Origin of the sequence: Labilibaculum manganireducens (genome assembly GCF_002843385.1) — a bacterium.
Taxonomy (GTDB): domain Bacteria; phylum Bacteroidota; class Bacteroidia; order Bacteroidales; family Marinifilaceae; genus Labilibaculum; species Labilibaculum manganireducens.
In genome coordinates this window covers 84,081-96,332 of the sequence record NZ_MVDE01000008.1, presented here as the reverse complement: position 1 = coordinate 96,332, position 12,252 = coordinate 84,081, and the positions used below count along the sequence as shown (strand labels likewise).

10 protein-coding genes are annotated in these 12,252 nt (G+C 38.0%); 5 read left to right on the top strand and 5 right to left on the bottom strand.

Going from position 1 to position 12,252, the window contains the following annotated elements; all coding sequences use genetic code 11:
- Positions 1–75 precede the first annotated feature (75 nt).
- From BZG01_RS07405 to BZG01_RS07385, 5 genes are all read right to left on the bottom strand, one after another.
- Positions 76–387 (bottom strand): ASCH domain-containing protein, encoded by a 312-nt coding sequence (locus tag BZG01_RS07405; protein WP_101309184.1) that lies wholly within the window; start codon positions 385–387, stop codon positions 76–78.
- A 45-nt stretch (positions 388–432) separates the two neighbouring features.
- The gene (locus BZG01_RS07400; protein WP_101309183.1) at positions 433–1,563 is read right to left on the bottom strand and encodes a serine hydrolase domain-containing protein; all 1,131 of its coding nucleotides are present in this window, start codon (positions 1,561–1,563) and stop codon (positions 433–435) included.
- A 26-nt stretch (positions 1,564–1,589) separates the two neighbouring features.
- Complete coding sequence (locus BZG01_RS07395; protein WP_101309182.1) at positions 1,590–2,021, bottom strand: NUDIX hydrolase; 432 nt, start codon at positions 2,019–2,021, stop codon at positions 1,590–1,592.
- An 89-nt stretch (positions 2,022–2,110) separates the two neighbouring features.
- Positions 2,111–2,536: a VOC family protein gene (locus BZG01_RS07390; RefSeq protein ID WP_101309181.1), complete on the bottom strand. Its 426-nt coding sequence runs from the start codon at positions 2,534–2,536 to the stop codon at positions 2,111–2,113.
- Between the two features lie 14 nt (positions 2,537–2,550).
- Positions 2,551–3,996 carry an SDR family oxidoreductase gene (locus tag BZG01_RS07385; RefSeq protein WP_101309180.1) on the bottom strand — a complete coding sequence of 482 codons (1,446 nt, stop codon included), beginning with the start codon at positions 3,994–3,996 and terminating at the stop codon, positions 2,551–2,553.
- Positions 3,997–4,121: 125 nt separating this feature from the next.
- Here BZG01_RS07385 and BZG01_RS07380 point away from each other — a divergent pair, with 125 nt between their 5' ends.
- From BZG01_RS07380 to BZG01_RS07360, 5 genes are all read left to right on the top strand, one after another.
- Complete coding sequence (locus BZG01_RS07380; RefSeq protein ID WP_245870307.1) at positions 4,122–5,117, top strand: GntR family transcriptional regulator; 996 nt, start codon at positions 4,122–4,124, stop codon at positions 5,115–5,117.
- A gap of 86 nt (positions 5,118–5,203) precedes the next feature.
- Positions 5,204–6,685, top strand: a complete 1,482-nt coding sequence (locus BZG01_RS07375) for a xylulokinase (protein ID WP_101309178.1) — start codon at positions 5,204–5,206, stop codon at positions 6,683–6,685.
- A gap of 45 nt (positions 6,686–6,730) precedes the next feature.
- On the top strand, positions 6,731–8,056 hold the full coding sequence (gene xylA / locus BZG01_RS07370; RefSeq protein ID WP_101309177.1) for a xylose isomerase: 1,326 nt from the start codon (positions 6,731–6,733) through the stop codon (positions 8,054–8,056).
- Positions 8,057–8,115: 59 nt separating this feature from the next.
- Positions 8,116–9,723, top strand: coding sequence for a D-xylose transporter XylE (gene xylE / locus BZG01_RS07365; protein WP_101309176.1), 1,608 nt, complete (start codon positions 8,116–8,118; stop codon positions 9,721–9,723).
- A gap of 260 nt (positions 9,724–9,983) precedes the next feature.
- Positions 9,984–12,170: a GH92 family glycosyl hydrolase gene (locus BZG01_RS07360; protein ID WP_101309242.1), complete on the top strand. Its 2,187-nt coding sequence runs from the start codon at positions 9,984–9,986 to the stop codon at positions 12,168–12,170.
- Positions 12,171–12,252 lie beyond the last annotated feature (82 nt).

Below are 12,252 nucleotides of genomic sequence, written 5' to 3'. Positions count from 1 at the left end.
ATAAGCTCATGAAAATAAGTTGAAACATCACCAAAATAGGTGAAAACTTCAGGTTTTTATACTGAATTATTAGTTTTAAATAACAACACGTTTAAATTCAACTAACATCAGTAAATCAGTTTTTTGCAGATTAGGGTAGAAGGTAAGTAAAGCGTACCACAGTTCATCTTTCGATTTAAAACCATCTTTTTGCACCTCTTCCAAACTCATTTCTTCAAAGCTTTTGTGCGAAACTGCGGTGATTTCAACAGGAATTGATTTCCCATGATCAAAAATTGCTGTACCAGGTCCCAATTCCGGAATTGGTTCATCGATTCGGGCCGTTTGCGTTTTACTTCCTTTAAGAACCGGGATGTAAAAATCTTCGTGAAAGTGAATTTGAGTCATGCTTTTGTGTTGTTATGTGGAGCTTTTCCTGACAGTCGTTTAGTCCTAAAAATAAAATTTAGAAATGTTATCTGCCATTTCGTGAACAGGGATTCCTGATAAATTTGTAAACAAAATAATGGCTAAATTGTCTTTTGGATAAATTGCAAGTGACGCTCGCCCTCCTCCAATTGGCAATACTGCTGGATGATTTTCTCTATTTATTACTGGCCAGCCTAGAGCATAAGCATTCAAAATCCCACCAAACCCATCGTATTTCCCATTATTTAATTTTATAGGTTCCCACATTATACTTATACTTGATTCATTTTTCAACAATTTTCCAGTCTGTAATGCTATAATCCATTTTGTAATTTCATTTGCTGTTGCAAAAACACCAGCATCAGCTCTCAACATTGTAGGGAAACTTTCGTTTACTTCGATTAAAATTTTGCCTTTGACATAATCGCCTATTGCCTTGTCTAAATAATAAAAACAATAGGTTGGACTTTTATTTTCTATTGCATCAAATGAATTTCCATATACTGTTTTATCCATTCCCGCAATGTCGAACTGATTTTTTTGAATAAATTGTTCAAAAGGCATCCTTCCATATTTTTCGATGATTTTTTGCACTAAAAGATAATTAGTAGCATTGTAACTGAAATCGTCTCCTGCTTTAAATTGCAAAGGCATTTTTTGGACTTTTATCCATGCTGAATCCTGTCCTTTTCCGCCAATCAATCCTTCGTTATTTGAATCTTCAATATCGGGAAGACCAGACGTATGACTTAATAACTGTTTTACCGTAACCTTTTGCCAGTTTATTGGCAATCCATCAAGATAATTTGAAATTGGCTGCTCAATTTTAATTTCGTTTTTTTCTACCAATTGCATAATAGCTGTAGATGCAAAAATTTTTGCTATCGAGTTTATTGAAAATATTGTGTTGTCTTTGGCAGGGATGGAAAATGAGATATTAGCGATCCCCATTGTTTTTGACAAAATCAGATGGTTATTTTTAATCACAGTAATTTGTAATCCTGGAATATTTTGTTCCTTCATTTCTTTTTTAAGATATTCCGAAACTTCTTTTTCGTGATTCTGCGCTGATAATAAATTGTTGTTGAACAAAAGAAATAAAACTACAAATACAAGTTGTTTTATTGTTGAGGAGTGTTTGTGTGAATTATACATAGTAGGAAGATTCAGGAAATGGAATTCTAAATTGTTTTTAAATACTCACAAACTTTCCCGAATACCAAATTCTGAATGTCCGGATAGGTTAATTCTCTGGGTAAATTGTTGAAAAATTTGATTTCGGCAATTTCCATTTCTGGTAATTTACCCAATTGGTGAATGTTGGCAAAGAAGATTCTGCCATAATTGGTTTCTCCTTTACACTCGCAAGAATAATCGCAAATCATTCTTAAACTAAAATTGACAGCCCCTGTTTCTTCATACAATTCTCTTTTTGCCGCAGCTAAGGCCGATTCATCTTTTTCAATATGTCCGGCAGGCATTTCCCAGGTTTCCCTCAGGCGATGGCGCACAAATACCCATTTGTTCTGATATTGAGAACAGACAATAGAATATTTTAACTCTTCAGCGGGAACGGAGAATGCATCCAAAAATTTAACAATGGGTAGGTTCATCTTGATAACGGGAAAATAAGTTTGTGTTGCTAAATTGTAATTGATCAAAAATTAAGTGAAGATATTTATTTTTCAGCAAACAAATGAACTTATTCCGAGGTTGATTTTCCTTTGTACATTTCACTGAATGGTCCTTCAATAGGTTCCCATAATTCCACCTTATTGCCTTCCGGATCGAGTATCCATCCAAATTTACCGTATTCAAATTCCTGCATCTCACCAATAATTTCAACGCCTTCTTCTTTCAAAGCTTTAAGTAGTTCAACCAGATTTTCAACACGGTAATTGAACATGAAATCTTTTTTCGAAGGCTCAAAATATTCTGTTTTTTCTTCGAACGGACTCCAGATTGTATAAGCGGTTTCTTCTGGTTTACTGGTTTTTCGCCATTCGAACATGCCGCCGTATTCGTCAGGACACTGAATGCCCAAGTGTTTGTTGTACCATTCTCTTGTTCCTTTTGGGTCTTTCGATTTGAAAAAGATTCCCCCGATTCCTGTTACTCGTTTTTTCATGTGATATTTATAAGTTATTTCTTACGATAATTAATAATCCCTTTCACCATTCCTCTAAAGATAAAAAGATGAAATGGATAACTCAAAGCCCAGTACAATCGTCCCATGATTCCTTTGGGGCGAAAAGTGGCTTTTTGGGAAATGAAATTTTCATTATTCTTTCTGTTTATTGTGAATTCGAGCCAGGCTTCACCGGGTAAAACCATTTCGGCATACAACAATAGCCTTCCACCATCTTTATCGGCAAGCAGAACACGCCAAAAGTCAAGAGAATCACCCATTTCAATTTCAGTAGGATGTCTGCGTCCTCTGTTTAAACCAACACCGCCAAAAAGTTTGTCGAGCAAGCCACGCAAATGCCATAGCCAATTGCCGTAATACCAACCTCTGTCGCCGCCTAAAGCCCAAACGTTCTCAATTACCTGTTCCGGATTGTTCGTGAATTTATAGCGCTTGTTATCGGTATAACATCCAAAATCAGGAGGTTCAACATACTTCATTTTTTCATTGGGCAGAATACCGCTGCTCAAAGCATCTGTCCACGAAGAGATCACCATTTGCTGTTTAATTTTTCCGGTTGCCCGCTCTATGGCTTCTTTGTAGGGCATTAAAGTAATTTGCAGTGTTGAGGCCAGATTATTCGGACGGCAAATCACTTCAATTTTCATACTGTCAACTAGGTTTAGAGCCAGATTATAGGAAGTTGAAGTAATGAAATACAACCAATAGGAAGACAAGCGGGGAGTCATTACCGGAAGGGTGGTGATGATTCTTGGCAGTTTTCTAACTTCGGCGTATTGCTGCAGCATTTCTTTATAACTCAACACCTCAGAGCCTCCAATATCAAAAGTTTGATTCAGACATTCATCGTGATCAATAACCTTGGTTAAAAAATCAATAACGTTGCGGATTGCAATGGGTTGACATTTTGTGAGTAACCATCTGGGCGCTGTCATAATGGCTAGTTTTTCAACCAAATCTCTAATAATTTCAAATGAAGCACTTCCCGAGCCAACAATAATTCCAGCTCGTAAAATGGTGTGGTAACTTTTGCTTCTTTTTAGAATGTCTTCTACCAGTTTTCTTGATTCAAGGTGTTTCGATAAAATTTCCACATTTGCGATCCCACTTAAATAGATAATTTGCCGGTTTTGTGTTTTATCGATAAATTCTACAAAGTTTTGTGCGCAGGTTTTCTCCAATTTTTCAAATCCATCGGTATCATGAAGCATGGAATGAATCAAATAGTAACTCACCTCAATATCCACTGGTAGTTTTCGTAAAGATTGTAAATCCAATAAATCGGCTTCGAAGATTTTCAAATTGGGATGATCAATTTCCTGTGGTGAGAAACGTTCCTTATTACGAACACAGCAAACAACAGTATGCCCTTGCTCCAGCAGAACGGGTAGTAATCGTTTCCCTATATAACCATTGGCTCCTGTAAGTAGTATTTTCATTTAAAAATGAATTTGTAGGATTAGAAGTATCAATTTACTAAATAATAAGCTCAGTTTTTACCGATTAAAAATTTATTTATACATTTGAGCCATAACAGAACAGAACACTTGAACCGATGATACGCATGAAAGCATTTCAATTTACTCCGGACAGCAACTCTCCAATACCAAAATTTCAACAATTAATTCAAGCATTTCAGGATGCAATCAGCCAAAAAATATTCCAGCCGGGCGATGTGTTGCCCTCGGTAAATGAAATGTGCAGGGAGTGTTCTTTATCCAGAGATACTGTATTTAAGGCATATGCTGAATTAAAGAAAAGGAACGTGATTGAATCTGTTCCGAATAAAGGATATTTTGTTTCGGGCGAAATAACCAGAGTGTTTTTGTTTTTGGATACTTTTAAAGCTTACAAAGAGGTTTTGTACGATAGTTTCAGGAAAAGATTAGCAGATAATGTAATTGTGGATCTGCATTTTCATCATTACAATATTGATGTATTTAAATCTCAGATTCGAGAGAGTGTTGGCAAGTACAGCAAATACATTATCATGAATTTTGATCATCCCAAAGTGGCAGCTTGTTTGGAGCAGTTGGATCCAAAGAATGTAATGATTATTGATTGGAACATTAAGGCTGATGATCAGCATTCTCAGATCTTTCAGGACTTTGGGGAGTCTGTTCTTACTTCTCTGCAGTCTGGTTTGGGGGAGATAAAGAAATACAAAGAGTTTAGTATGATTTATCCGGATTATACTTATCATCCATACGATACCGTTGAGTTCTTTCTGCGTTTTTGCAAACAAAACAAGATAAAACATTCCATTTATACTGATATTGATTCCATCGAGGTGAAAAAGGGCGCGGCATATTTTTCAGTTAGTGATCGGGCAATGGCTAAGATTCTGGATAAAGCAAGAGAGAAAAATCTGGAATTTGGCGTAGATATAGGACTTGTCTCTTACAATGAGACACCAATGAAAAAGTATATCGACAAAGGAATTACTGTGATTTCAACAGATTTTGATCTAATGGGAAAAAGGGTTGCTGAGTTTGTAACTACATCTGAACGAGTTTATTATTGTGTACCGACTCAGCTTGTAATGAGAAAATCTTTATAGTTTTTTAAAAATGTTTTTTTATTAAAAAAACATTTTTAAATTTGCATCAGAACAGAACAGGGCAGAACGGTAAAAAAGAATAGAAAATGTATTTATTAGGATTAGATATAGGAAGTTCCTCAGTTAAAGCATCATTATTGGATGCTGAGAGCAGCAAATGTTTGGCTGCAGACTTTTTCCCCAAAAAGGAAATGGAAATTACGGCACATGAAATTGGTTGGGCCGAGCAAGATCCTGAAATGTGGTGGAGCAATCTAAAGCAGGCAATCAAAAGTGTAATGCAAACTGCAAATGTGGATGGGGAAATGGTAAAAGCCATTGGAATTTCCTATCAGATGCATGGTTTGGTTTGTGTTGATAAAGATTTGAAGCCGGTTCGTTCTTCTATTATTTGGTGCGACAGCAGAGCCGTTGAAATCGGCGAAAAAGCTTTTGCCGGTATTGGAAAAGATAAATGTTTATCGCATCTGCTGAATTCACCTGGAAATTTTACAGCCAGTAAATTGGCTTGGGTAAAAGAGAATGAGCCTGAAATATTTGCGAAAATTCACAAAATAATGTTGCCCGGAGATTTTATTGCGATGCAGTTAACCGGAGAAACCTGCACTACTGTTTCAGGTTTGTCGGAAGGAATTTTCTGGGATTTCAAAAACAATTCGGTTTCGGAAGATGTGCTGAAGGCCTATGGTTTATCGGCTGATGTATTGCCTAAAATTGTTGATACTTTCTCGAATCAGGGACAGGTGCTTCCTGAAATTGCTAAAGAACTTGGCTTTTCAAGTAGTGCAGTAGTTTCTTATCGTGCAGGAGATCAGCCCAACAATGCATTGTCTTTAAATGTGTTGAAACCAGGTGAAGTTGCAACTACAGCAGGTACTTCGGGTGTGGTTTATGGTGTTAGCGATGAGGTGAAATTTGATCCTTATTCAAGAGTAAATTCATTTGCTCATGTGAACCATACTGAAGAGAATAACCGTCTTGGAATTTTGTTGTGCATTAACGGAACCGGAATTATGAATTCATGGTTGAATCATAATGTGGCGAAAGGATTGTCTTATGCAGAAATGAACGAAAAGGCCATGGAAATTCCTGTTGGATCAGATGGCATTACAATTCTGCCGTTTGGTAATGGTGCAGAGCGTGTTTTAAAGAATCGCGAAATAGGTGCTCAAATTTTAAATTTGAACCTGAACCGACATACTGATGCTCACATTTACAGAGCTGCGCAGGAAGGAATCGCATTTTCATTCTATTATGGAATGGAAGTAATGAAGGAAATCGGTGTACAGCCAAATGTAATTCGTGCCGGACACGCAAACATGTTTTTGAGTCCTTTGTTTCGGGAAACCTTAGCGACCGTATCGGGTGCAACCATTGAATTGTATGATACTGATGGTTCGTTGGGAGCCGCAAGAGGGGCAGGATTTGGTGCAGGCATTTATTCTTCTTTGGAAGAAGCTTTCGCAGGATTGGAGAAAATCAGTACAATCAAGCCTGACGAAAGCCTTCGTGAAGAAATGTTGAAGGCATATGACCGCTGGAACAAAGAACTGCAAAAAAATATATAGTAGATAGCTAATAAACAGATTGATAATTTAATAAGAAAGAACATCATGACTATTCTAAAAGGAGACAAAGAGTATTTTCCTGGAATTGGTAAGATTGCTTACGAAGGACCGGAATCAAAAAATCCTATGGCATATAAGTGGTACGATGAGAACCGCGTTGTTGCAGGTAAAACTATGAAAGATCACCTGCGTTTTGCAGTGGCTTACTGGCATACTTTCTGTGGTGACGGCGGAGATCCATTCGGACCTGGAACTCAAAAATTTCCTTGGGGAAATGAAGCGGATGCAATTAGTGCTGCTAAATCGAAAATGGATGCTGCTTTTGAATTTATTACAAAATTAGGAGTGCCGTTCTATTGTTTCCACGATACCGATGTTGTTGGTGATGGTACTGTTTTCGAGATTGAGAAGAGAATGACTACTATGGTTGACTATGCAAAACAAAAGCAAGCTGACTCAGGAGTTAAACTATTGTGGGGAACAGCGAATGTGTTTTCGAATGCCCGTTACATGAATGGTGCTTCTACCAATCCCGATTTTAATGTAATCGCTAATGCGGGTACTCAGGTTAAAAATGCATTGGATGCTACTATTGCTTTAGGTGGTACAGGTTACGTATTCTGGGGAGGTCGTGAAGGTTATATGTCTCTTTTCAATACCGATATGAAACAAGAGTTGGATCATATGGCAAGATTCCTGACTATGGCCCGTGATTACGGTCGCAAGAATGGTTTCGAAGGAACTTTCCTTATTGAGCCTAAGCCAATGGAGCCAATGAAACACCAGTACGATTTCGATACTGCAACCGTAATGGGTTTCTTAAACAAATATGGTTTGGCTGACGATTTCAAAATGAATATCGAAGTGAATCATGCTACTTTGGCTGGTCATACTTTCGAGCACGAATTGCAGACTGCTGTTGATAACAACATGTTGGGAAGTATTGATGCAAACAAAGGTGATTACCAAAACGGATGGGATACTGATGAATTCCCAACCAGCATTTATGAAACTGTTGCAGCTATGCTGCCAATTCTTGAGAATGGCGGATTTACTCACGGAGGTATCAATTTTGATGCGAAAACCAGACGTAATTCAACAGACCTGGATGATATTTTTATTTCGCATATTGGTGGAATGGATGTTTTTGCACGCGCTTTGGTTATTGCTGATAAAATCAGAACAGAATCTCCATACCTGCAATTGAAGAAAGATCGTTACTCTTCTTTCGAGTCAGGAAATGGAAAAGCATTTGCTAACGGAGACCTTTCTTTAGAAGATCTTAGAAAGATTGCAAAAGAAGTTGGGGAACCAAAACAACTAAGTGGAAAACAAGAAATGTTAGAGCAGTTAATTAACTGGTATATTTAAATAAATCTTATAAACTCCCGCAATAGAACCTGCGGGAGTTTATTCTAATTTTCAAATCCATGTCTCAAGCCCAAACCCAGGGGAGTAATTCGTTTATCTTAACCATCACCTTAGTGGCAACACTTGGGGGATTGTTGTTTGGTTACGATACTGCCGTAATTAATGGTGCTATTGAAGCACTAAAAGTATTTTTTGTTACTCCGTTAGAATCTGATCATGCTCTCGCACTGCAGGTTATTGGAGAATATAAGATTATCATTTCTTTATGTTTTGTAGTTGTTTCTTTGCTGGTTTCCAGCTTCATGTTTCGCATGTATGGAAAGAAGAAGGGAATGATATACAGTGGAATTGTAATTGTTGCAGGAATCATAGTCTGGTACACTCAGTTCTGGGTATCTGTAAACGAAATTTCTGAAAATACCTTAAATTCGATTAATGGTTTTACCATTTCGAGTGCCATTATAGGTTGTATTATTGGAGGTTCTATTGGCGGATATGTTAGTCAGAATATTGGTAGAAAAAGAGGTTTAGTCCTTGCTGCAGTTCTGTTTATTATTTCTGCAATTGGTTCGGCTATGCCTGAAATTATGAATATTTTCGGAGCCGGAACCATCACTTCATTTATTTTTTACCGTATTATTGGTGGTATGGGTGTAGGAATAGCTTCAATGCTTTCTCCTATGTATATTGCCGAAATTGCACCTGCAAACATTCGTGGTAAATTGGTTTCATGGAATCAGTTTGCAATCATCTTTGGTATGTTGGTGGTTTATTTTGTGAATTACATTATTGCTTCAAGTGGTGATGATGGTTGGTTAAATGAAATAGGATGGAGATACATGTTTGCATCTGAAACCATTCCTGCAATTATCTTTTTGGTATTGCTGTATTTCGTTCCTGAAACTCCGCGGTTTCTAATTATGAAATCGAGAGAAGAGGAAGCAAAAACTCTTTTAAATAAAATTGTTGGTTCGGAAAAAGCTCCGGGTCTGTTAGTAGATATTAAAGAGTCATTAAAAGAAAATAACGCTCCATGGTTAACTTTTGGAGGCTTAATTATAGTTATAGGAATATTATTGTCTGTATTCCAGCAATTTGTAGGTATCAACGTGGTGTTGTACTATGCATCCGAGATTTTCAGAAACATGGGCAGCGATACCGATACTTCTTTACTTCAAACCATTTTGGTTGGGGCAATTAACCTGATTTTTACTGTATTGGCAATTTATACTGTTGATAGGTTTGGACGTAAGCCGTTAATGATAATTGGTGGCATCGGTATGGGAATCTGTATGTTCGCATTGGGATTTGCCTTCTATTTTAATCAGTTGGGTTTGGTTGCTTTGTTCGCCATGTTAGGATATGTTGCCTTTTTTGCCATGTCTTGGGGACCGGTTACCTGGGTGTTGTTATCAGAGATTTTCCCGAACTCAATTCGTAGTGCCATGTCGATGGCAGTTGCCGCTCAGTGGATTGCAAACATGATTGTTTCATGGACTTTCCCAATGATGAATGACAACTCATGGTTGACCAATCAGTTTAATCACGGATTTACCTATTGGCTTTATGGTGCAATGGGATTATTATCAGCATTGTTCGTATGGAAAGTGGTTCCTGAAACCAAAGGAAAAACTTTGGAAGAAATGGGACGCTTGTGGAAAAAATAATTTTAAAATAGTTAGTTAGTAGTTGTACATGTTATATCCATTATCGCTAATTAATAGATAAGTTGGTGGGTTTTATTGGTTTAAGATAATGGATAATGTAAAGGATCGGCTGTGGCCGATCCTTTTTTTATTCTTGTTTAATTAAAAGCATTAGAGGATGTTGTTCTTTTCCGTATATTTGACGGCATAATCTCCAAAAGCCAAATTTCCATATTGTTTCTGATCTTGTGAAAAATCAGAAATTCAAATTAGTAGAGAATATGAGATTATTAGCCACTTGTTGGGCAATGATTTGTCTTTTTGCGTGTAGTAAAAAGAATGTTGAAAGCGAGAACAAGCTTACTGGTTACGTAAACACTTTTGTCGGGACTGATGGTCCGGGCAATACTTATCCGGGGGCAGTTGCTCCTTTTGGAATGGTTCAGTTGAGTCCTGATAACGGTTTGCCCGGATGGGACAGAATAGCAGGTTATTTTTGGCCTGATTCTACTATTGCAGGATTTAGCCACACACATTTATCGGGAACCGGAGCGGGAGATCTATACGATTTGTTGTTCATGCCAATGAACAGCCGTTTTACCGAAAGTTTAACTCCTGAAGGCGATTACCGTCCGTATTCTAAATTTTCTCACGACAGAGAGGAAGCATCACCAGGATATTACAAAGTTGATTTGCTAAGCTCCGGCATTGTTGCCGAATTAACAGCCACCAAGCGGGTCGGGTTTCACCGTTATACTTTTCCCGAAGATGAAAAATCGCAAATTATTTTGGATTTGGGATTCAGAATGAATTGGGACAGTCCGTATGCTACACAAATTACCATCGAAAATGATTCTACCATTTCCGGATATCGTAAATCGAACGGATGGGCGAAAGGTCAGCATGTGTATTTTGTAGCTCAGTTCTCCAAAGCTTTTAAAAGTGCGGATTTGTTCGAAGCCGGCAAAAAATCAGAAAACATAGAAGTAAACGGTGCAAAAACCAGGATCGTTGCCAATTTTTCCACTGCGGAAAAGGAACAAATACTGGTAAAGGTGGCTTTGTCGTCGGCTTCGGTTGAAGGAGCAAAGAAAAATTTGAAGGCTGAATTGCCGGCATGGGATTTTGATGCTGCAGTTAAGAGTGCTGATCGGGAATGGCAGAAAGTACTATCGCAGATTGAAATTACCGGATCGGAAGTTCAGAAGGAGATATTCTACACCAATTTGTACCATTTGTATTTGACACCATCCTTGCTTTCGGATGTAGACGGAATGCACAAAGGAGCAGATGGAAAGAATCACAAAGCCGAAGGATTTGATCGTTACGATACCTTTTCTTTGTGGGATACCTACCGCACGGCTCACCCTTTGTATACTATTTTGTGTCCGGATAAAGTTGTTGATTTTATCAAATCATTTTTGGCTCATTACGATGAAACAGGTTTGCTGCCGGTTTGGTCGTTGGCAGGAAACGAAACCAACATGATGATAGGTTACCATGCCGTACCGGTAATTGCTGATGCTTATTTCAAAGGAATTGAAATGGATGCTGAGAAAGCTTATACTGCTTGTAAAGAAGCAGCTATGGAAAAAGGCAGACAGATTGATGAGTACATGAAATTGGGGTACGTGCCTGCCGATGCCGAAGGAGAGAATTGGTCGGTTTCCAAGACACTGGAATATGCTTATGATGACTGGTGCATTGCACAGTTTGCAAAAGCTTTGAACAAGGAAGAAGATTACCAGTACTTTTTAAAGCGTGGTGAGAACTGGAAAAACTTATACGATCCAAAATCGACTTTCTTCCGTCCGAAAGATGAGCACGGAAAGTTCATTCCCAATTTTGTTGCAAAAGATTACACCAATTACTATTGTGAGAGCAATGCATGGCAGTATTTCTGGTATGTGCCACAAGATATTCCTGAATTTATCGCCACAGTGGGTAAGGATAAATTCACTGCCAAGTTGGATTCCATGTTCACCTACTATCCGGCAACGACCGACGACCTTCCTATTTTTAGTACGGGAATGATCGGTCAGTATGCACATGGCAATGAACCAAGTCATCATGTGGCATATCTTTTTAATCATATCGGTCAGCCGGAAAAAACACAGGAAATGGTTCGCCGAATAATTACTTCTCAATACACAAACAAGCCTGATGGCTATTGCGGGAATGAGGATTGCGGGCAAATGTCAGCTTGGTTGGTGATGTCGTCACTGGGGATTTACCCAACAAATCCGGCGAATGGAGTTTACGATTTAACTTCGCCTTCGGTAAGTAAGGGAGTGATTCATCTGCCAAACGGAAAAATCTTTACTATTTCTGCGGAAAACCAGGGAGAACAAAATCATTACATTCAAGCTGTTTATTTGAACGGAGAAGAATATAAGGAGTTGACAATTACACATCAACAGCTGATGCAGGGTGGTGAGTTGAAGTTTGTTTTGGGTGTCAAAAAATAATTAGTTTTACTAAAATAAAGAAAGTCATTCTTCTGTAAAGGGGAATGGCTTTTTTTGTTTCAAACAAAAAATTGGACTGGTG